The organism is Enterobacter sp. 01-M-03-SI-ECC, from assembly GCF_047530215.1.
In the GTDB taxonomy this organism is placed as follows: domain Bacteria; phylum Pseudomonadota; class Gammaproteobacteria; order Enterobacterales; family Enterobacteriaceae; genus Enterobacter; species Enterobacter chengduensis.
In genome coordinates, this window is sequence record NZ_JBLKDA010000010.1 from 120962 (window position 1) to 143132 (window position 22171).

Below are 22171 nucleotides of genomic sequence, written 5' to 3' on the forward strand. Positions count from 1 at the left end.
TTATTCATGTATTTTATAAATAAAATCGCCCGGTGGCTCTCTCCATTGCGGGCAATGAAGGCATTCGCAGGCAAATTACTACAGCTTAAACCTCTGTTACCCCGGTTTTCATTGTCTTTGACGGTGCTCTGGGTGATATGGGCAATGGGGCTGCTCGCCATCTGGTTATGGGGCCCTCTGTGGACGTGGGGAGAAATAAAACCGCTGGGATCGACGGGCAACCGCCTTGTGGCAACGCTGCTTCTTTTGCTGATGGGACTGAGTACCGTCAGCTGGTATCTCTATAAACAAGTGCAGCATGCCTTACCCGGCCAGCAGGCGGCAGAAAACCTGCCTTACCAGGCGAGCATCGACCACCAGGCGCGTTTTCTTGATGAATGGCTGCAGCACTATTCCCAGCGTAGCCACCTCAAAAATGCCATGTACAGCCGCCCCTGGTACATCATGATGGGGGAGAGTGTCAGTGGCAAAAGTACCCTAATCCGCAAGTCCGATCAGGTGATCCCGCTCAACTTCCAGAGTGAGCTGAAGCGAGAGATGTACGATGGCAAAGCGCTTAAATCGCTGGGGCTGTTCTTAACCCAGCCAGCCGTTCTGATCGATCCTCCCGGGGAGTTCTTCCAGCAAGATGAACACGACAAAGACAAAGTGCACCATCGGGGCGGGCGATTACTTCAGCATCTTCTTGACTGGTTAATCACGCATCGTCCCCGTCAGCCGCTTAATGGGGTGGTTTTAACGATTAACATTCAGGAATTGATGGCGATGACGGCTGAGAATCGCCGTATGTGGGCGCAACGGTGGCAAACCCACATTCTGACGTTAAGCGATCGTTTTGCATGCCGCGTGCCGGTCTCTATTGTTATCAATAAAATGGATGTGCTGAATGGTTTTGAGGCGATCTATCCTGCTTTATCGCAACATATGCGCAATAAGACCCTTGGGGTTTCATTTTCGCTAGAGGCGGAATACGGGGATAGCTGGCGCAAAGAGCTTAAAGCGTTTTGGGAAGAGTGGCAGCAAAATCTCAATCAGCTGATGCCTGAGCAGATGATCGGTGGAACCACGATCGATCTCCGCTCGGCGTTGTTTTGCTTTATAGGCCAGCTTTCTGCGCTGCAAACGGTGACCGAAGAGACCATCAACGATCTCCTGAGACACTATAATCGCGATCCGGGCAGGCAAATGCTTATCCGTGGCCTCTATTTTACGTCGGCAATCCAGCAAAACAGGCGCAGTGACTTCTTCCAGGATGCCATTGCAGAACGGTATGGACTACGTAAGACAACGCAGGGCGTCTGGCAACCAAAAGACAACCAGAGCGGCTATTTTCTTCACGATCTTTTTTCGAACACTCTTTTCTCTGAGCCTAATCTTGCCGGAGAGAACGCTGAATTTACGCGCTTACGCCGCCATCGGTTAACGCTTGCAACGGTCATTGCGGGTGGGGTTGCATTATCGCTGCTCAGCGGCTGGTATTATTACTATCTCAAGAACTATCGCGCAGGTGAGTTAGCCCTTAAAAAAGTCGAAACCTTTCAGAAAATCGGCTCGCCTGATGCCAGTAAGCCCCTCGGCGCCGACTGGCTACCCCACATGGATATTATTCGTGACGCGACCCTGTCTTATGGCGATTACCATGAGAAAAACTCGCTGTTTTCCGATATGGGATTATATCAGGGGGACAGAATTGGACAGCTGGTCGAAAAGACCTATCTCCGTTTTCTGACGCTGCGTTTTTTGCCGCAGCTCATGGCCGATCTGCAGACGCAGCTTGAAGCGGCTCCGGATAACAGCGATGAAAAATTAGCGCTGCTGCGCATTATGCGCATGCTCGAAGACAAAAGTGGGCGCAGTATTCCGCTTGTTGAAGAGTACATGCGCGGCCGGTGGCAAAAAGCCTTTACCGGGCAGCGAGAGGTACAGGAGCGTCTGATGCAGCACCTGGACTACGCTCTACAGCATACTGACTGGGCGGGGGAGCGACGTAAAGGCGATCGCGATGCCATTAAAGCCTGGGAGCCGTTTGTCGGCAATGTCCTGAGCGCCCAGCGCGAACTGAGTAAGCTCCCGTTATACCAGCGTGTCTATCAAAACCTGGGCATTAAGGCTCGGGAGCAACTTCCCCCCGATCTCGATCTTCGCACTGAAATTGGGGCGCAGTTCGATACGGTCTTTGTCGCGGATGAAGAGGCGCTGTTAAAAATCCCTCAGTTCTGGACACGCTATGGCCTGGCGCACTACTTAACCAAACAAATGGATCGGCTGGTCGATATCACTGGGTTAGATGCATGGGTGTTAAAACTGACTGAGCATACTGACTACAGTGACGCGGATAAACGGGAGATCCAGCGTCAGATTACCGATCGCTATGTTGGCGATTATGTTAGCCGCTGGCGCAATGCGCTCACGAATCTCTCGATTCGACCTTTTGCCGACATCTCCGAAGCGACGGATGCGTTAGATGCAGTATTGAACAACGGGCAGCCTGTCTGGCGAGCCTTACTGCTGTTAAGAGATAACACGCAAACACAGCTTCAGGCCGCTATTGTCGAACCTGACGTTCCTGTCGCGGGCGCGTCTAAAAAGGAACAAAAGGTTGCGCAGGTGCTTAACATTGCGCAGAAAAATACGCTGGAGCAGATGGGGAATCAACCCGAGTATGTATTGCTCAACCGCATCGGTCGCTCCTTTACGGAACAGAAAGCCCTGGTCGAACACAGTGAAGATCAAAATGGACAGTTGCGGCAGGCATACAATGCGCTGACAGCAATGAATGCCGAATTGCATCGCATCAGCAACGCTCCGGAACCCGGCAAGGCCGCGCTGCTCCTGGCGCAGATGCGTTTCCAGCAAAACAGTGCTGATTCGTTCTTCTCAGCGAAACAGATGTCAAGAAACCTCTCTGAGCCTCTTGGACGTTGGGTCGGTCAACTGGCAGATAACAGCTGGGAAGCCGTAATGGGGCTTGCGCTGCAATCACTGGAAAAAGAGTGGTCAGGCAAGGTAGTAACGCCTTTCCTTTCACAGCTGGCAGACAAATATCCGTTTAACAGAAGAGCGACAAAAGACGCTGCGCTCAGCGATATGGAACGCTTCTTTGCCCCGGATGGTGTCATCGACAGCTTCTACAAAGATAATCTGAAAGTGTTCGTTGAGGGACGTGCCAGTGCCGTTGATGGAAAATCGGTGATTCGCCCTGAAATCGTCAGGTCTCTTCAGCAAGCAGATAAAATACGTTCGGTTTTCTTCTCAAAACAAAATGGTTTTGGAATTCAATATGCTATATCACCGATAGAGCTCAGCGCTAATAAGCGTCGTGCTGTCCTTAATCTTGATGGTCAATTGATTGATTATACGCAAGGGAGTCCTTCGACGGCACATCTTGTCTGGCCAAATGCGATGCGCTCCGGAAATGAAAGTAAAATTACGCTTGTGCCCAATGCGGTTGGAGCATCGCCGCGGAGTATAGGATATTCTGGTCCGTGGGCAACGTTCCATATTCTTGATAAAGGCGAATTAACCAGTATTCAGGATGGCAGCTTTGATATCCGCTTCACAGTTGATGGTGGTGCAGTGAGCTATCGTGTTTATATGGATGCATCTGATAATCCATTCTCTGGAGATATATTTAGCCAATTTACATTGATGGATCAACTTTACTGACAAGGGGTTTTATCGGGTTTATTTATACTATAAGTGAACCCGATTAATTTATATGGAACATTTAGATTATCAACCTGTCGCAACGGGCAAAGACCCTCGTGCTTTCGACGCATTTGAGGTTATTAGATCAGAGATTAATAAGCTAAATCACCCGCTTCGTCCCGTTATTGACTGGAACCTCCTGCAGTCTCAGGCGATCAAATTGTTTTCCTCTAATGGCGTTGACCTGCAGAGCGTCGTTTATTACAGCATGGCGCGTACGCGGTTAAATCAATGGAATGGTTTTGCCGAAGGGTGTGAATTATTGGCTGTGCTTATTGTTTCCCAGTGGGAAATCGTTTGGCCACCGATCAATCCGTGCAGGGCAAGGCAAGAGATCCTCGACTGGTTTGCGGCGCGCGTCGGTTCAACCATTCGTCAATTGCCTAAAAATAAGCAGTCGCTGCGCGATATCTATCGCGCAGAATATGCATTGAGTAAAATATGCGAAAAGCTGAATACAATTGGCAACATCAATTTTACTCTCCTGCAAAGCGTCCATTTTTATCTGGAACAGACGATTCACGCCATTCAACCGCCGGATGAATCAACGACGAATAATAATGGATCTACCGTGACGCTGCCGTTGGTTTACCTTCCAGAAAATAAAGAGAGTATTTCATCTTCAGCGGAGAACAGGGCGCAGTCGGGCAGGCAGCAACAGGTCTTCACTGATACCTCTTCGCTTAACACTGTTGCCGGTAAGCGACCCCAGGTGAAAGGGCGAGGAGGGGTAATAATGGCTGGGATTGTCACCGGTGCCCTCTTAACGCTTTTGGGAACGTTTGTGCTTAGCTGTTTCCAGCAACGCAGTGTGGTTGACGACATGCTTGTGAGTACGCAACCCCTTCCTGCGCTGGTCACGACGGCAACAGCGGAAAATCACCTCACGGAGCTGACGGCCAGCCGCCCGTTGATTCTTGAAAAGTATCGGCAAAAGCTGGAGACCATCCTTGCGCAATCCCCGGTGGAATCAATGCGTGCTGGGTTTGAGATGGTCAGTTTGCTGGAGGACATTTATCCGGGAAACACCGTCACTCGCGCATGGTATAAGCAGGTTGAGCAACTCTCTTCTCAGGGTACTGTGCCCGGCTATGAGCAGGCAAAAGAAAAGCTTCAATTGCTCATGGACGAACTCCTCAATAACGAACGTCAGCATCGTACCGTTACTATCTCTTACCTCAAAAGCGCCATTTACGACATTCAGCGGTGTCTGTCGGAGACAGAACCGCTTTCCTATCAGTTGACGTCAATCGAGCAGTCTCTCCGTAAAGGTCAACAGCCTTCCCGGGCCGATCTTCAAAAAGTGGACGATCAGCTGAAAGGGATACAGGCCCGTTATCTACAGGCGTTACAGACGCTGAAATCAACCCACATACCCGACTCTTATCAGGATGAAAATAAATGAAAAAAGTAACCCTTCTTGCTCTCGCAGCAGTATTACTCGTAGGTTGCCAGACCCGGGCGATTGGCAAACCACCGGTAACTGAGCAAATGAATGCCCTGGCCGATCTGATTGGGAGCGCAGGCTATCTGCGCGACCATTGTGGTCTTAGCGATATCCCTGAGGATAAATCTTTGGCCGCTATTGCGGATATCACTGCGCTGGATATGGGTTGGGATCCCAGAGACTACACCACCGAAGACTGGAACTCTCAGTCATACAACCCTGACTTGATGCGAATGGGCGTTAATGTCGAGAAATCTCTCGAAAAGGATAACCCCGTACCGGAGGCCGCCTGTCAGTCACTTGCGGGCAACAAACATATTGCCGCTTTTGTGCAGTTAGCCAAACAGCGAGGATAAGATCATGGCTGACCGCACCGGCCTTCAATATACCTTTGTCGCGAATACGTTATCTCCTGGCGCATTAACCGTTGCTGCATTTGAGTTAAGGGAAGGGCTCTCGGAGCCCTATGAACTGAACCTTGAGCTAGCCACTCAGCATGACGACATTGCTTTTCCGCGCGTGCTGGACGATAGCGCTGAGCTACAGATTTGGTTTAACGGCGAGCTGAAACGTCGCGTTCACGGTTTGGTAACGCGATTTGCCCGTAATGACACCGGGCACCAGCGTACGCGCTACAGCGTGACGCTCCGGCCGGATCTGTGGTTACTTTCACTGGAATATCACTCCCGAATATTTCAGCAGCAGACGCCCCAGCAAATTATTACGCAGTTGCTGCAAAAAGCAGGGATCACAGCGTTTCGTTTCTCATTGCGCTATGACCACCCTGTACGTGAATACTGCGTGCAATACCGTGAATCTACGCTGGACTTTATCTCCCGCCTTGCGGCCGAAGAGGGGATTTCGTGGTACTTCCGTTTTACGGGCAATGCGCACGAGGTGGTCTTCATTGATGACTACACCTTCTTACCAAAAGGGGAGACCCTGCCCTGGAATCCTCATAGACGTGGTCTCAATGAGGGGGCCAGCGTGCAGCGGTTTAGCTATGAGGAAAATTTACGCGTCTCACAGGTGCTGTTAAAAGAGTACACCTTTAAGAATCCAGCATGGGCAATGCTTTATCGTCAGCAGGGTAACAAAGCGCCGTATCGTCATCATCAGATGCAACACTATGATTACCCAGGACGCTATAAAACGGATTTTAACGGCGATGCCTACAGCTGCTATCGCCTGGATGCACTTCGTCGTGACGCAATGCAGGCGCTCGGCGTTTCTGATTCCCCATCATTGACGGCGGGAGATTGCTTCTCGCTGACCTCCCATCCTCACGATGATTTTAACTGCGTCTGGCAAACCGTCTCCCTGATTATTACAGGACAACAGCCACAGTCGCAGGAAGAAGAGGCTGGTGTGAAGGGGACCTGGCTGGAAAGCCATTTCACCGCTATTCCGGACAAAATCACCTGGCGACCAGAACCCAATCCGCGCCCACGCGTCGATGGCCCGCAAATTGCTACTGTCGTAGGGCCTGAAGGCGAAGAGATCTGGTGCGATGAAGTGGGGCGGGTGCGCGTCCAGTTCCCCTGGGATCTGGAAGGTGAAAACAACGAAAACAGTTCCTGCTGGATCCGCGTGGCGCAGGGATGGGCCGGGAGTCGTTATGGCGCAATGGCCATTCCAAGAATTGGTCATGAAGTCATTGTATCGTTCCTGGAAGGCGATCCTGACCAGCCAATCATTACCGGCAGAACGTATCACGTTGCAAATGTCCCGCCTCACTCTTTGCCGGTGCACAAAACCCGTACCGTATTGCGTACCGACACGCATAAAGGAGAGGGCTATAACGAATTGTCCTTCGAGGATGAGAATGACAATCAGCTGATCTATTTCCATGCGGAAAAAGATTTTCAGACCAAGGTTAAAAACAATGAGTACCTGGTCGTTGAGCAAGATCGTTTTGCCACCATCCACCACGATCAGCGCGAGGAGATAAAAAACGATAAAACCTCCATCGTCGAACACGATCATATTGAGCGTGTTCATCACGATCAGATGATTAACGTTATCCACAACCAGCAGATTCAGGTTGATAACCAATATCTTTTCCACGTTTTGAACCAGCGTAAAGACACGATGGGGGCCGATTACAACGAAGAGACGGCGGGCGATCACCACCATAGCGTTGCGGGCTGGTATGAGATGCAGGCGGGGAAAAAAGTCACCCTCACCACCCGAGAACTACAGCTCATTGGCTCGGAAAAAGTCGTCATTCAGGGGCCAAACGGCAAGATCGTCATGGACAGCAGCGGGATATCGATATCCAGCAGCCTGCTCAGAATAAATGCCATGACAAAAATAACAGCCAGTGCCAGCAGCGCGCTCAACTCGCTTGAAGTTGCCGCCATGAATGGCGATCCGCTGTCGGAAATTTGCCCTATCTGTAAACAATCATTGAGTTAAGGAGAACAAAATGGGAATTCCGGTTTCATTAAAAGGGCATCAGCATATCTGCCCGCTGGATAAACACGTTGGCGGTCCAATACAGGATGGCGATCCGACGCTGACGGTAAACGGTATTCCGGTGGCGCTGGTAGGGCACCGCTGTAAATGCCAGAAAGAAAGCCCGGATAGCATTACCGGCGGGACGTCATTGCTTACCGTAAACGGTATTCCCGTCGCGCTGGTGGGATCGCCGACGGCGCACGGTGGCAAGGTCATTGAAGGCGATGCGACGCTCACGATTGGATAAGGATGTCGGCAATGAGTAGTCATGAATGTCGCCAGGGATGTCAGTGCAGGAAACAGGTTATTCCGGTTATTTTTGTTCCTGACCTGATGGGCACCCGGCTTTACAACAGTACTGAAAACGCAGTGGTCTGGGATCCGCTGGCCGGAATGGGCAGCTATCACACGCCCCTCGGAACGGCAGTCGAAGATCTGAGCGGCAAGGTCACGAAAACGACCGCGGCCATCACCAGTTCACCGGTGGTGAAAAAATTAATTGAATTGCAGACCGTCCTTAAAGGGTTACAGGGGGCGTTGAATGATTTGTATAAGCTCAGTAGCCGCGTTTTAAAGTCCGTTGGGCTTGATGACGTGGCAAAACGCATCGATGCGGCCAGCAAGGATGCAAATGCTGACAGCAAAAGCGCAGTGGCAAAAGTTAAGGAGCAGTTAGCGGATATTAAAAAGAAAATCGCCCACATTGAAAAGGAGATTAATAACGTCTTTGAGAAAATGGGGCAGGCCGAAGAGGTACTCCGCATTGCCCGAAATGTATGGGGCATGATCTCCGTACTGGAGTGGATGTTCCGTGATGCTTCCGAACGGCGCAAGCTGCTGGTGGGGGGAAAAATTGGCCGCGACGATACGATTTTGTGCATCCCCCAGGACGCAGAGAAAGGCAAGGAAACCTTCGACAAATCCTACTATCTGGTGCAAACCGCCATTCGTCCCTCCGATGCGGAAGACCGACATTTACGCGGCTGGGGGGAAGTTTGTTGGGAGCAGTATGGTGAATTTCTGATGACCTTACAGCGTCATCTGGATGCGCGTTTTAACCTTCGTGAAGTGGCTCAGGCGGGGGCGACGACGGAAATGGGGAGTATTCCCAAGCCTTCTCTGGTAACAGGCAAGGCGCTGAAAGATCTCTTCGCGGCCATCGAGAAGCTGTTTGATTTCACGCCAGCTGCCCCCGCCGCCGCGCCAGCAAAGCCTTCCACGGATACGGCAGCCAGTAAAGCTCCTGAACCGGCAAAGAAAGAGGATCCCCTTCCCTGGGGAGCTAACCCTAACTTCGCCAAACAGATGGCGGGATACGCCTTTCCTTTGCATGTCGTAGGTTATAACTGGATGCAGGGTTGTGCCGATGGGGCGCAGCGGCTCAAGCGCCGGATCAAACAGATCGCAGGATCTTATCAACCGGGAAGTGATGATGAAACGTGGATGACAAAGGAACCGGTCAAACAGGTGATTGTTATTACGCATGGCATGGGTGGGCAGGTGATGCGGGCCGCGCTGGCGGAAGTGGGGCCGGAGACGAATGGAAAAGGCGGTGAGGGGAATGATGCTGGCGGAGAGAATTCCGGAAACAAATCATCGCCCAAGAATAATTTTAATCAGGCTGATCCAATTAAAAAACCTGAGGCTGCTAAGCATGATAAAGACGAGCAGAGTTCTCAATTCATCATCAAGCCGGAACCAAACCCGTTCGGAAAAGATCTGGAACTACTGAAAGCCATTCACGTTGGGGTTCCACAAACGGGGATGCCTGAAATCTATGCCTGGTTCCGGGCGGGGATGCAAACGCCGGTAAAATCCGACAGCATCTCTGATATGGCTGTTGCCTATGTGACTAATCAAGTATTAGGTGCTAACGCTGCCGAGATTACGGCTGTGCTCAGTTACAGCCAGTGCGGGCTGGAGGCTTTACCGAATAATGATTATCCGAAAGGGTGGTTATGCTGGCAGGCTATGCCTTATAAGATTGTAGAAGGGGAAAAACCACCAAAAAATGAACCATTAAATATAAACAGTGAAATTTATAAAGAGTATATGTCTTCAAAACACTGGTTTAAGGTAATTAATCTTGAGTTGTTGTCATTTGAATCTATTTTAGGTGAGGATTCTTTTAGTTGCATCCAAGATTACATGGGTAAAGCATCTGAATTTCATTCACTATTAAAAGACAAAGGATTGGAAAAATCTATATTCTTTGCGGGGAAAAATAGTAAACCATCCACTCGAGATAATATTGTCTGGCAAGCGCAGAGTACGTCGACACCCTTTGGAGATGCAGAAACCTGGGTTCCCTTTTCGGGCATTATTTCTTCCGATAACGCTATAATGAAAGGGATTAATTATCTTTTTGATACAAATCTAATGAGCCGACTAGCAGATAGTGGTGAAGGCAGTCTCTATCTTACAAATAATGGTACGACGCCTCAAATGCTTCCTGTTGAATTTATCTTGCAAAAAGGAGTTGGTGAGGGAGATGGACAGGTTCCGGACGTTTCTGTATCAACAGGTGTATCGATACCCAGTAGCGAGCATCATTCTGATATTTATCAGGACGAAAACATTCGGAAGTCGGTGTATAAAGAGATACAGCAGGCTGCCTGGGATTTCAACGAACAAACAAAAAAATAAGAAGGGTGCATAAAATGAAAGGGTTCGAAGCATTTTTTTTCTCATGCAGTATGGCTCTACTATTGCAGGGATGTACACATTTATCAAAAAGTAAGGATACAATGATGGATAATAAGATACACACTCAAAAACAGTGTTTTGGTCGTTATGAAGTTGAATTGCCTGATTATATGTTTATGCATAGTGGTAATTATTGGTTTGAGAACTTTAACCTTGAAGTCGTACGTTCATTAAAATCAGATCGTCAGACAATTGAAAGTGATTGGGCGCGGTATATTAAAGATACAATTTCACCCGATTTGCGTAAGAACAGTATCAATGCAGGCAGTAAAATTGCACATCAGGATATGAAAAGTAATCCAAGAGTTATAATGGAATATCTTAACACAGCAGATAATCCAGCGGAAATATTAAGCTCGCGCTATATATTTAAGCCGTTTTATTTACGAAAGTTCGAAGATAGAAAAGAATGGCTACTGGTCTCAGGGACCTGGATTAAAATTCCTCGCCCAATGTCAGAAGACCAACTCCATCAACAAGTCCAACGCCAGTTGGATGCACAAATGGACGATATCAATAAAATCACCTATAAACCGTACCCGCATTATGCCCCGGGTTTCTGCCTGGATAACGAATATCACTACTATTCGGGACGACTAGAGAAGAATGAATCTTATAGTATGATCTGGCATTCAAAGCGTGAGGGCTCAAAAACGTTCCTATCGGTAGATGTGAAAACCTACCTTAAAGGAGAAGAAGCCAAACTCCAGAGCCGGGTCTCCAAGGGCAAACTGCTACAACTCTTCTTCCCGAGCACAACCATTGAAGTCGGCGGAATGAAAGGCGAACTGTATACCAGCCGCGATAAAACCAATCCGTCTGCCCGGGAATTTCAGTGGATCCCGAGCAACGTCGAGACCGGGAATCATATGAAGCCGCTGATCAAAATTGCCGGTCGGTTTGATACCCGCGACCTGCCGCCAGAGCTGCGTGACAAGATCAGCGGTGAAGAGCTGGCAATATGGGTGCTTGAAAGCATCAAAATGCGGAAAGGTGCAGACGAAGATATTCAGATGTTCCGCAATTAATTAAGCCGAAATGGCTCCGTCACAGACGGAGCCTGGGGAAAATAAATGGAAAAGTCGTTTTGGCATTTACGCGATGAAGACCGCCTTGTACTGGAGCAGGGAACAGAGAACGCAATAATTTGTAATGCCCTGCGGGATGTCTCCAGGCGCGATGATATTCCCGATCTACCGTCGGGCCCCGAGGGCATGCGCTGGCTTGAAGAGCAGGTCAAGCGTGCGCGGGAACATAGCGTACTTACGCGTGGAGGATTTCCGCGCATGCTGGCGATCTCGCTTATCGGGGGAAGCCATTTCTGGTTACAGGAAGACGTCCGGGATCTGCTGTGCCAGGGGGCATTAGGTCCCGAGAAATTGACGGTATTAGAAGAGCTGGCCTTACTTAATCCTTGCGCCATAACCCCCAGACAACAGGTTAAAACCGATGTCACGCAGAATACGATTTATCGTCTGTGTGAAGCGGGGCTGCCGCTATGGGTTATTGTCGATAACGCGCTTGACGCCTCCGTTCAGGGAATGGCCGATGCGCTGGAGGTCGCGAGTTATTCACTGTTTCGTGCTGATGAACAAGCGCTTGCTGTCAAAGGGCCATGGCTCTTGGCGGCATGGACTAAACCGCGGCTGGTGCAATACATACTCTCCAGGCCTGAATATGGGTACAACGCGCTATGGCTTGTGGCTGATGTTGATGAACCTGAACAGCTCATACGCCATCTTCAGGGACTGCTCTATATAAAGGAAGAAGGGGGAGCTTCGAGCCGGTTCCGTTTTTATGACCCGCGGGTGTTTAACCACTGGCTGCAAAACCTGGCCTCTGTTCGCCTTGCTGATTTTTTTGGTCCTGTGCAAATGTGGATAAGCCCGGACCCGAATCCACTGATGACGGCGCAACGCGCGTGGCAATATAAATGGGTGGATGGGCAAATGAATAGCAGTGAAATCCTTCTGCAACAGCGTTTGAACATTGAACAGTAATATTAATTAAGTGAATGACTTTGGGCTGATTTTATAAAGAGATGAGCCTTATTATTTTTAACGATTATAGTTAATCGTTAAATGGAAAATTTTTTCTCAATAGAAAAAACGTTCTTCATGCTTTTTTACATTTAACCCGGGCATGAGAAATTTATTGCGCATTGCCCATGTTACTTTTTTGGCAGAGATGTTTTGTTCAGCATGAGGCTGAATAATCTCTTCTGCTGTGAAAAGAGACAGGATGTTTGTTTTCACTTAACCGATGGTTTTTTTCAAAGGAAATTGAAATGCCAACTCCATGTTATATCTCAATCCAGGGCAAAACCCAGGGTAACATTACTTCCGGCGCGTTCACGTCTGACTCTGTCGGTAACATCTATGTTCAGGGGCACGAGGATCAGATGCTGGTCCAGGAATTTGAACATGTTGTAACGGTTCCGACCGATCCGCAGTCAGGCCAGCCATCAGGTCAGCGTGCGCATAAACCATTCAGATTCACTGTGGCGCTGAACAAAGCGGTTCCTCTGCTTTATAACGCCCTGGCCTCCGGCGAGATGCTGCCTAAAGTTGAAATGAAGTGGTATCGCACGTCAATCGAAGGCAAGCAGGAACACTTCTTCTCAACCATCCTTGATGATGCAACCATTGTTGATATCGACTGCCAGATGCCGCACTGTCAGGATCTGCAAAAAGCGGAGTTTACACAGCTGGTAAAAGTGTCCCTGGCTTATCGTAAGATTACCTGGGAACATACTGTATCAGGCACGTCTGGTGCAGACGACTGGCGTGCGCCAATCGAAGCGTAAGAAAAAGCGCGCGCAAGCGCGCTTAATGGATAAATGCTTAAAAGTGAAGCAATTGATGTACTGTTTTTAATCTCTTAATGGCTTTTTGCTGTTTTTTTCCGCAGTTGATACAATGCGTCGAAAATGCCCTTGCGAAGGTGATTCGCTTTGGTTAGTATTCACACCCGCTTCAGTGGGAAACAGAAATCCTGCTAATTGGTCGAAGCATTGGTATGCGGCAAATCCGCAAGGAACAGGTTGATTATGTACGAAGCTCTTTTAGTTGTTTTCCTTATTGTAGCCATCGCTCTCGTAGCGCTGATTATGCTGCAGCAAGGTAAAGGCGCTGATATGGGAGCCTCCTTCGGAGCAGGCGCTTCCGGTACGCTGTTTGGTTCAAGTGGTTCTGCGAACTTCATGACCCGCACTACGGCGATTCTGGCTACGCTGTTCTTCATCATCAGCCTGGTGCTTGGCAATATCAATAGCAACAAGACCAGCAAAGGAAGCGAGTGGGAAAACCTGAGCGCGCCAGCTAAAACTGAGCAGACTCAGCCAGCTGCACCGGCTAAGCCAACCAGCGATATCCCGCAGTAAGTATTCCGTACCGAGGTGGTGGAATTGGTAGACACGCTACCTTGAGGTGGTAGTGCCCTAACGGGCTTGTGGGTTCGAGTCCCATCCTCGGTACCAATATTCCAGAAGAAAGACGTCGAAAGACGTCTTTTTTTTCGCCTGTAGATTATGTGTTACCGATCATTTGTAGGGCGGGTAAGCGCAGCGCCACCCGCCGTTTTGCCCGGTGGCGCTGCGCTTACCTGGCCTACGAAATCCAAATAAAAAAGGCGTCCCAGGACGCCTTTTGCATGCTACTTCAGCGATTACTTCTTATCGCTGTGCTCCAGATTCTCAACCTGCGGCAGGCCGTTACCTGAACTGGCTGACAGCAAACCGTTCTCAACATAGTTGAACAGCTTCTCACGGGTATCGGTGATGTCCAGATTACGCATGGTCAGCTGACCAATACGATCGTCAGGTGAGAAGACCGATTCACCTTTCTCCATGGTCAGACGCTCTGCCTTATAGGTCAGGTTGTCAGACACGGTATTCAGGATGGAATAGTCGTTACCGCGACGCAGCTCCAGCGTTACTTCGCCAGTGATCGCGCTCGCCACCCAACGCTGCAGCGCATCACGCAGCATCAGCGCCTGCGGATCGAACCAGCGGCCCTGATACAGCAGTTTGCCCAGCTGGCGGCCATGCGAGTGATACTGCTCGATGGTGTCTTCGTTGTGAATCCCGGTCAGCAGACGCTCGTAAGCGATGTGCAGCAGCGCCATCCCCGGTGCTTCATAGATACCGCGGCTTTTTGCCTCAATGATACGGTTTTCAATCTGATCGCTCATACCCAGACCGTGACGACCGCCGATGCGGTTAGCTTCCAGCATCAGCTCGACGTCGTCAGAGAAGGTTTTGCCGTTCAGCGCAACCGGATGGCCGCGTTCGAAACGCACGGTTACCTCTTCTGCCGGGATCTTCACGTTCTCGTCCCAGAACTTCACGCCCATGATCGGGTTAACGATCTTCACGCTGGAGTTCAGGAACTCCAGGTCTTTTGCTTCGTGGGTCGCACCCAGCATGTTGGAGTCGGTGGAGTAGGCTTTCTCAACTGACATCTTATAGTCGAAACCGCAGGCGATCATAAATTCGGACATCTCATGACGACCGCCCAGCTCGTCAATGAAGTCGGTATCCAGCCACGGCTTGTAGATCTGCAGTTCGGCGTTGGTCAGCAGGCCATAACGGTAGAAACGTTCGATATCGTTGCCTTTATAGGTGCTGCCGTCACCCCAGATGTTGACGCCATCTTCTTTCATGGCGGCAACCAGCATGGTGCCGGTGACCGCACGGCCCAGCGGGGTGGTGTTGAAATAGGTCAGGCCGCCGGTGGTGTTATGGAACGCACCACACTGAATAGCCGCGATACCTTCCGCAACCAGCTGTTTACGGCAGTCAATCAGGCGCGCGTTTTCTGCACCATACTCTTTAGCGCGACGAGGAATGGCATCGTAGTCGTCCTCATCCGGCTGACCCAGGTTCGCAGTATAGGCGTACGGAACCGCTCCCTTCTGGCGCATCCACAGCAGTGCAGCGCTGGTATCCAGGCCGCCTGAGAAAGCGATGCCAATACGTTGTCCTACCGGAAGATGCTTGAGAATCGTCGTCATAGAATAAAACCCTGCTTGATTGACTGATTAGAGACCGCTTTCGCTCTCTTGTGCATTTTTATGCAAAATAAGTGAGTATTCATTTAATCATCTTTTGGCGAAGACAGGAAGAGAGTCGTGCGTTTTTTGTAAAAATTTTGGTCTGATCGATCTGGCGGAAGTCGCCTTGACAGGTGGGGTCAACTATCAATATACTAAACGCCGATTTTACGTCCCGTCTTCGGTACCAAATCCCAGCATTATTTGCAAATTCTGTCCAAAACGCGTAGAATTTGCCACGTTTCAGGCGCGGGGTGGAGCAGCCTGGTAGCTCGTCGGGCTCATAACCCGAAGGTCGTCGGTTCAAATCCGGCCCCCGCAACCACTTTCCCATAAAGTTCTTTTTCAAATATACTGTGAAGACTTAGAGCCTTCGTAGCTGGATTTGAAAAAATTCTTTCGGAGAGTGCTCCAGGCCACAGTTGTGGCTATAGGGTTCAGTTATCTAAAGCCCCGATTTATCGGGGTTTTTTGTTATCTGACTACAGAATAACTGGGCTTTACGCCCTTTTTTTATGTCTTGGGGGTGGGCTTGTCCACATTAGAGCAAAAATTAACAGAGATGATTACTGCACCGGTCGAAGCACTGGGCTACGAACTGGTCGGCATCGAATTCGTTCGCGGCCGTACATCGACGCTGCGCATCTATATTGATAGTGAAGATGGCATCAATGTTGATGATTGTGCTGATGTCAGCCACCAGGTGAGTGCGGTTCTTGATGTTGAAGACCCGATTACCGTTGCGTACAACCTGGAAGTTTCCTCACCTGGCCTCGATCGCCCGATGTTCACGGCCGAGCACTACGTGCGCTTTACCGGTGAAGAAGTGACTCTCGTTCTGCGTATGGCCGTACAGAACCGCCGTAAATGGCAGGGAATTATCAAAGCCGTTGATGGTGAAATGATCACGGTAACAGTCGAAGGCAAAGATGAAGTGTTCGCGCTGAGTAATATCCAGAAGGCGAACCTGGTTCCCCACTTTTAACAGTCTGGATTGAGGTGAAAAGCCCGCGATGAACAAAGAAATTTTGGCTGTTGTTGAAGCCGTCTCCAACGAGAAATCACTGCCGCGTGAGAAGATTTTCGAAGCGCTGGAAAGTGCACTGGCTACAGCAACCAAGAAAAAATACGAACAAGAGATCGATGTTCGCGTAGAAATCGATCGTAAAAGCGGTGACTTCGATACCTTCCGTCGTTGGGTAATCGTTGAAGAAGTGACCCAGCCGACGAAAGAGATCACGCTGGAAGCTGCCCGTTTTGAAGACGAAAGTCTGAACGTGGGTGACTACGTTGAAGATCAGATTGAATCTGTGACCTTCGACCGTATCACCACCCAGACCGCTAAGCAGGTTATCGTGCAGAAAGTGCGCGAAGCCGAGCGCGCGCTGGTTGTCGATCAGTTCCGCGATCAGGAAGGCGAGATCATCACCGGCGTGGTGAAGAAAGTGAACCGCGACAATATCTCCCTGGAGATCAAATCCGAAGGGCTGCCGGGTAACGCTGAAGCCGTGATCCTGCGTGAAGATATGCTGCCGCGTGAAAACTTCCGTCCAGGCGACCGTATTCGCGGTGTTCTGTACGCCGTTCGCCCTGAAGCGCGTGGTGCACAGCTGTTCGTGACCCGTTCTAAACCAGAAATGCTGGTAGAACTGTTCCGTATCGAAGTACCGGAAATCGGCGAAGAAGTTATCGAAATTAAAGCGGCGGCTCGCGATCCGGGCTCCCGTGCGAAAATTGCGGTGAAAACCAACGACAAGCGTATTGACCCGGTCGGTGCTTGCGTCGGTATGCGCGGTGCGCGTGTCCAGGCAGTGTCTACTGAGCTGGGCGGCGAACGTATTGATATCGTTCTGTGGGATGACAACCCGGCGCAGTTCGTGATCAACGCAATGGCTCCGGCTGATGTGGCGTCTATCGTTGTTGACGAAGACAAACACACCATGGATATCGCTGTTGAAGCGGGCAACCTGGCGCAGGCGATCGGCCGTAACGGTCAGAACGTACGCCTGGCGTCACAGCTGAGCGGCTGGGAACTCAACGTCATGACCGTTGATGACCTGCAGGCTAAGCATCAGGCTGAAGCCCATGCGGCGATCGATACCTTCACTAAATACCTCGACATTGACGAAGACTTCGCCACTGTTCTGGTTGAGGAAGGTTTCTCTACGCTGGAAGAACTGGCCTATGTGCCAATGAAAGAGCTGCTGGAAATTGACGGTCTGGATGAACCAACCGTTGAAGCCCTGCGTGAACGCGCTAAAAACGCACTGACCACCCTGGCGCTGGCTCAGGAAGAAAGCCTTGGCGATAAGAAGCCGGCTGATGACCTGCTGAATCTGGAAGGTCTTGATCGTGCGATTGCGTTCAAGCTGGCTGCCCGTGGTGTTTGTACGCTGGAAGATCTCGCTGAGCAAGGCGTTGATGACCTGGCTGATATCGAAGGTTTAACCGACGAGAAAGCCGGCGAGCTCATCATGGCCGCACGTAATATTTGCTGGTTCGGCGACGAAGCGTAATAAACTGTAGCAGGAAGGAACAGCATGACTGATGTAACTGTAAAATCGCTGGCTGCTGAGATTCAGACCTCCGTGGACCGCCTGGTACAGCAATTTGCTGATGCAGGGATCCCGAAGTCCGCTGATGACTCGGTGACCGCGCAAGAAAAACAAACCTTGTTAACGCACCTGAACCGTGAACACGGATCTACGCCAGACAAGTTAACGCTGCAGCGCAAAACGCGTAGCACGTTAAATATCCCTGGTACCGGTGGCAAAAGCAAATCGGTACAAATTGAAGTCCGCAAGACGCGCACCTTTGTAAAACGTGATCCGCAAGAGGCAGAACGCCTTGCCGCGGAAGAGCAGGCACAGCGTGAAGCGGAAGAACAAGCTCAGCGTGAGGCGGAAGCAGCCGCCAAACGTGAAGCAGAATTAAAAGCTGAACGTGAGGCCGCAGAAAAAGCGAAACGCGACGCAAGTGATAAAGTGAAGCGTGACGCTGCGGAAAAAGACAAAGTGAGCAATCAACAGACAGACGAAATGACCAAAACCGCCCAGGCTGAAAAAGCCCGCCGTGAAAATGAAGCTGCCGAGCTGAAGCGTAAAGCGGAAGAAGAAGCCCGCCGTAAGCTGGAAGAAGAAGCTCGCCGCGTCGCCGAAGAAGCGCGCCGTATGGCAGAAGAAAACGAGAAGAATGGTGTGAATACCGTTGAGCCGACTGAAGACACCAGCGACTATCACGTGACCACTTCTCAGCACGCACGTCAGGCTGAAGATGATAACGACCGTGAAGTAGAAGGCGGTCGCGGCCGTGGCCGTAATGCAAAAGCTGCCCGTCCGGCGAAAAAAGGCAACAAGCACGCTGAATCTAAAGCTGACCGTGAAGAAGCACGCGCGGCTGTTCGCGGTGGTAAAGGCGGCAAGCGTAAAGGTTCCGCTCTGCAGCAGGGCTTCCAGAAGCCAGCTCAGGCCGTTAACCGTGACGTTGTGATCGGCGAAACCATTACCGTTGGCGAACTGGCGAACAAGATGGCGGTTAAAGGCTCTCAGGTCATCAAAGCGATGATGAAGCTGGGCGCAATGGCAACCATCAACCAGGTGATCGATCAGGAAACTGCACAGCTGGTCGCGGAAGAGATGGGCCACAAGGTTATCCTGCGTCGTGAAAACGAGCTGGAAGAAGCGGTAATGAGCGACCGTGATACTGGCGCTGCGGCTGAACCGCGTGCACCGGTTGTGACCATCATGGGTCACGTTGACCACGGTAAAACCTCTCTGCTTGACTACATTCGTTCTACCAAGGTTGCCTCTGGCGAAGCGGGTGGTATTACCCAGCACATCGGTGCATACCACGTAGAAACTGACAACGGTATGATCACCTTCCTGGATACCCCAGGCCACGCCGCGTTTACCTCTATGCGTGCTCGTGGTGCTCAGGCGACGGATATCGTTGTACTGGTTGTTGCTGCAGACGACGGCGTTATGCCGCAGACCATCGAAGCTATCCAGCACGCGAAAGCGGCCGGTGTGCCGGTTGTGGTTGCAGTGAACAAGATCGATAAGCCAGAAGCGGATCCCGATCGCGTTAAAAACGAACTTTCCCAGTACGGTATTCTGCCGGAAGAGTGGGGCGGCGAAAGCCAGTTCGTACACGTGTCTGCGAAAGCGGGTACCGGTATCGACGAACTGCTGGACGCGATCCTGCTGCAGGCCGAAGTTCTGGAGCTGAAAGCCATCCGTAACGGTATGGCGAGCGGTGCGGTGATCGAATCCTTCCTGGATAAAGGACGTGGCCCGGTTGCTACCGTTCTGGTTCGTGAAGGTACGCTGCATAAAGGCGACATCGTTCTGTGCGGTTTCGAATACGGTCGCGTTCGTGCGATGCGTAACGAACTGGGTCAGGAAGTACTGGAAGCAGGTCCGTCCATTCCAGTGGAAATCCTGGGTCTGTCCGGTGTTCCGGCTGCCGGTGACGAAGTGACCGTAGTGCGTGACGAGAAGAAAGCGCGTGAAGTGGCGCTGTACCGTCAGGGCAAATTCCGTGAAGTTAAACTGGCTCGTCAGCAGAAATCTAAACTCGAGAACATGTTTGCCAACATGACCGAGGGCGAAGTTCACGAAGTGAACATCGTTCTGAAAGCTGACGTTCAGGGCTCTGTGGAAGCGATCTCCGACTCCTTGCTGAAACTGTCTACCGACGAAGTGAAAGTGAAGATCATCGGTTCTGGCGTAGGTGGTATCACCGAAACCGACGCGACTCTGGCCGCTGCGTCCAACGCTATCCTGGTTGGCTTCAACGTACGTGCGGATGCGTCTGCACGTAAAGTGATTGAAGCTGAAAGCCTGGATCTGCGTTACTACTCCGTCATCTATAACCTGATCGACGAAGTGAAAGCAGCGATGAGCGGCATGCTGTCTCCTGAGCTGAAACAGCAGATCATCGGTCTGGCTGAAGTACGTGACGTGTTCAAATCACCGAAATTCGGTGCGATCGCGGGCTGTATGGTTACCGAAGGTAACATCAAGCGTCACAACCCAATCCGCGTTCTGCGTGACAACGTGGTTATCTATGAAGGCGAGCTGGAATCCCTGCGCCGCTTCAAAGATGACGTTAACGAAGTCCGTAACGGCATGGAATGTGGTATCGGCGTGAAGAACTACAACGACGTTCGCGTTGGCGATATGATCGAAGTGTTCGAGATCATCGAAATTCAGCGTACCATCGCGTAATCTTCGTCGACAGAAGATTGTTTAGCGTAGGCCGGGTAAGCGAAGCGCCACCCGGCAATAATTTCAAAAAGGGGCTTTAGCCCCTTTTTTGTCTGGAGAATTTATTATGGCGAAAGAATTTGGTCGCCCTCAGCGCGTAGCGCAGGAAATGCAGAAAGAGATCGCACTCATTCTGCAACGTGAAATTAAAGACCCGCGCGTCGGCATGATGACCACCGTGTCCGGTGTCGAAATGTCCCGCGATTTGGCCTATGCAAAAGTGTTCGTCACCTTCCTGAACGATCAGGACGAAGCGGCCGTGAAAAACGGCATTAAAGCGCTGCAGGAAGCCTCTGGTTTCATCCGCTCTCTGCTCGGCAAAGCGATGCGCCTGCGTATCGTGCCTGAACTGACCTTCTTCTACGACAACTCGCTGGTTGAAGGTATGCGTATGTCCAACCTGGTGACCAGCGTGGTGAAACATGACGACGAGCGTCGTGTTAACCCGGCGGACGACAGCAAGGAGGACTAATGAGTCGTCCTCGTCGTCGTGGTCGCGACGTGCATGGCGTGCTGCTGCTGGATAAACCCCAGGGCGCATCCAGCAACGACGTGCTGCAAAAAGTGAAGCGTATTTATAACGCCAACCGGGCGGGCCATACCGGCGCGCTGGATCCGCTGGCAACCGGCATGCTGCCGGTTTGTCTGGGAGAGGCGACAAAGTTTTCTCAGTACCTGCTCGACTCCGATAAGCGTTACCGCGTTATCGCTAAGCTGGGCCAGCGCACGGATACCTCCGACGCGGATGGCCAGGTGGTGGAAGAGCGCCCGGTGACCTTTAGCGCGGAACAGCTTGATGCTGCGCTTGAGAGCTTCCGTGGTGACACCATGCAGGTGCCGTCGATGTATTCTGCGCTGAAATATCAGGGCAAGAAGCTCTACGAATATGCACGTCAGGGCATTGACGTTCCGCGTGAAGCCCGTCCGATTACCGTGTATGAGCTGCTCTTTATTCGCCACGAAGGTGATGAGCTGGAGCTGGAAGTACACTGTTCGAAAGGGACCTATATTCGCACCATCATTGACGACCTCGGTGAAAAGCTGGGCTGCGGCGCGCATGTGATCTACCTGCGCCGTCTGGCGGTGAGCAAATACCCGGTGGAGCGGATGGTGACCCTGGAACATCTGCACGCGCTGGTTGAACAGGCGGAAGCGCAGGGGATCGCGCCGGCAGATTTGCTGGATCCATTGCTGATGCCGATGGACAGTCCGGCAGCGGACTTCCCGGTTGTTAATCTTCCTTTAACATCGTCCGTTTACTTTAAGAACGGCAACCCGGTTCGCACGGCACAGGCGCCGCAGGAAGGGCTGGTGCGCGTGACCGAAGGTGACGAAGGGAAATTCATCGGTATGGGCGAAATGGATGGCGAAGGGCGCGTTGCGCCACGTCGTCTGGTCGTCGAATATCCGGTCGACGCGTGACGGTGATAACGGCTCACCTTGCGATAAGCAGGGGAGACGAGTAGAATATCGCCGCTTAACGCCTGGTAAATTGTTTAACAATCTGCGGGGCGTACATGGGGTCGCTGAA

16 protein-coding genes and 2 tRNA genes are annotated in these 22171 nt (G+C 51.1%); 17 read left to right on the forward strand and 1 reads right to left on the reverse strand.

The annotated features are described in order from the left end of the window. Positions 1-6 precede the first annotated feature (6 nt). The 11 genes from tssM (at position 7) to ACMWKK_RS11835 (ending at position 13799) form a co-directional block, all read left to right on the forward strand. The gene (gene tssM, locus ACMWKK_RS11785; RefSeq protein ID WP_112780479.1) at positions 7-3666 is read left to right on the forward strand and encodes a type VI secretion system membrane subunit TssM; all 3660 of its coding nucleotides are present in this window, start codon (positions 7-9) and stop codon (positions 3664-3666) included. Between the two features lie 52 nt (positions 3667-3718). Further along, positions 3719-5113: a VasL domain-containing protein gene (locus tag ACMWKK_RS11790; protein ID WP_161656291.1), complete on the forward strand. Its 1395-nt coding sequence runs from the start codon at positions 3719-3721 to the stop codon at positions 5111-5113. Continuing rightward, positions 5110-5511, forward strand: coding sequence for a molecular chaperone (locus ACMWKK_RS11795; protein WP_112780478.1), 402 nt, complete (start codon positions 5110-5112; stop codon positions 5509-5511). Before ACMWKK_RS11790 ends, ACMWKK_RS11795 begins: the two co-directional genes overlap by 4 nt. Positions 5512-5515: 4 nt before the next feature. Next, positions 5516-7573: a type VI secretion system tip protein TssI/VgrG gene (gene tssI, locus ACMWKK_RS11800; protein WP_112780477.1), complete on the forward strand. Its 2058-nt coding sequence runs from the start codon at positions 5516-5518 to the stop codon at positions 7571-7573. Positions 7574-7583: 10 nt separating this feature from the next. Beyond that, entirely contained in the window at positions 7584-7862 is a 279-nt protein-coding gene (locus ACMWKK_RS11805) for a PAAR domain-containing protein (RefSeq protein WP_112780476.1), read from the forward strand. 11 nt (positions 7863-7873) lie between these two features. Next, the gene (locus ACMWKK_RS11810; RefSeq protein ID WP_112780475.1) at positions 7874-10261 is read left to right on the forward strand and encodes a hypothetical protein; all 2388 of its coding nucleotides are present in this window, start codon (positions 7874-7876) and stop codon (positions 10259-10261) included. 101 nt (positions 10262-10362) lie between these two features. Beyond that, complete coding sequence (locus tag ACMWKK_RS11815; RefSeq protein ID WP_236653036.1) at positions 10363-11349, forward strand: hypothetical protein; 987 nt, start codon at positions 10363-10365, stop codon at positions 11347-11349. 45 nt (positions 11350-11394) lie between these two features. Beyond that, positions 11395-12321, forward strand: coding sequence for a DUF4123 domain-containing protein (locus tag ACMWKK_RS11820; protein ID WP_112780473.1), 927 nt, complete (start codon positions 11395-11397; stop codon positions 12319-12321). Between the two features lie 287 nt (positions 12322-12608). Next, the gene (locus ACMWKK_RS11825) at positions 12609-13127 is read left to right on the forward strand and encodes an Hcp family type VI secretion system effector (protein WP_059354212.1); all 519 of its coding nucleotides are present in this window, start codon (positions 12609-12611) and stop codon (positions 13125-13127) included. 243 nt (positions 13128-13370) lie between these two features. Next, positions 13371-13703, forward strand: coding sequence for a preprotein translocase subunit SecG (secG, locus tag ACMWKK_RS11830; RefSeq protein ID WP_021242256.1), 333 nt, complete (start codon positions 13371-13373; stop codon positions 13701-13703). 9 nt (positions 13704-13712) lie between these two features. After that, positions 13713-13799: transfer RNA gene (locus tag ACMWKK_RS11835), tRNA-Leu, on the forward strand. Positions 13800-13987: 188 nt separating this feature from the next. On the opposite strand, the gene argG is transcribed toward ACMWKK_RS11835, so the two are convergent. Next, positions 13988-15334 carry an argininosuccinate synthase gene (argG, locus tag ACMWKK_RS11840; RefSeq protein WP_014833433.1) on the reverse strand — a complete coding sequence of 449 codons (1347 nt, stop codon included), beginning with the start codon at positions 15332-15334 and terminating at the stop codon, positions 13988-13990. 287 nt (positions 15335-15621) lie between these two features. Between argG and ACMWKK_RS11845 the strand changes: the two genes are divergently transcribed. The 6 genes from ACMWKK_RS11845 to truB all read left to right on the forward strand — a co-directional run bounded on the left by ACMWKK_RS11845 (position 15622) and on the right by truB (position 22062). Beyond that, a tRNA-Met gene (locus ACMWKK_RS11845) sits at positions 15622-15698 on the forward strand. A gap of 207 nt (positions 15699-15905) precedes the next feature. After that, on the forward strand, positions 15906-16358 hold the full coding sequence (gene rimP, locus ACMWKK_RS11850) for a ribosome maturation factor RimP (RefSeq protein ID WP_406542800.1): 453 nt from the start codon (positions 15906-15908) through the stop codon (positions 16356-16358). A 28-nt stretch (positions 16359-16386) separates the two neighbouring features. Next, the gene (nusA, locus tag ACMWKK_RS11855; RefSeq protein WP_003861798.1) at positions 16387-17889 is read left to right on the forward strand and encodes a transcription termination factor NusA; all 1503 of its coding nucleotides are present in this window, start codon (positions 16387-16389) and stop codon (positions 17887-17889) included. Positions 17890-17913: 24 nt separating this feature from the next. Further along, positions 17914-20601 (forward strand): translation initiation factor IF-2, encoded by a 2688-nt coding sequence (infB, locus tag ACMWKK_RS11860; protein ID WP_045331000.1) that lies wholly within the window; start codon positions 17914-17916, stop codon positions 20599-20601. Between the two features lie 106 nt (positions 20602-20707). Further along, complete coding sequence (rbfA, locus tag ACMWKK_RS11865; RefSeq protein WP_003024988.1) at positions 20708-21112, forward strand: 30S ribosome-binding factor RbfA; 405 nt, start codon at positions 20708-20710, stop codon at positions 21110-21112. Continuing rightward, entirely contained in the window at positions 21112-22062 is a 951-nt protein-coding gene (truB, locus tag ACMWKK_RS11870) for a tRNA pseudouridine(55) synthase TruB (RefSeq protein ID WP_112780472.1), read from the forward strand. The genes rbfA and truB overlap by 1 nt, the downstream gene beginning before the upstream one ends. Positions 22063-22171: the final 109 nt, after the last annotated feature.